At 42.1% G+C, this 252-nt stretch carries 1 pseudogene; it reads right to left on the bottom strand.

From position 1 onward, the window contains the following. Nucleotides 1-124: 124 nt before the first annotated feature. A pseudogene (locus ETC02_RS17390) lies at nt 125-252 on the bottom strand (transposase); the annotation flags it as partial.

Raw genomic sequence — 252 nt, 5'->3', positions numbered from 1 at the left:
TGACTGTTTCCATTCTACCAACTTCGTGGTCTGTATGCGGAAGAAGGATCCTGACTGATGAACCTATTTCATCCAGCTAACATGTTTCTGGGATTGAGTGAAAATCACAGAAAATGGTGAAGACCCTAATTTCTTGCACACTCGAATAGAACACGTTGTAAATCACGTCTGATTTCAGCCATTTCCATAGCCCTTCAATCAAGTTCAATTGCGGACTGTATGGTGGCAAAAAGACGAGCTCTAACCGATCTT

Origin of the sequence: Geobacillus sp. DSP4a, from assembly GCF_013096875.1 — a bacterium.
GTDB classification, from domain to species: Bacteria; Bacillota; Bacilli; order Bacillales; family Anoxybacillaceae; genus Geobacillus; species Geobacillus thermophilus.
This window is presented reverse-complemented; position numbering and strand designations above follow the sequence as displayed.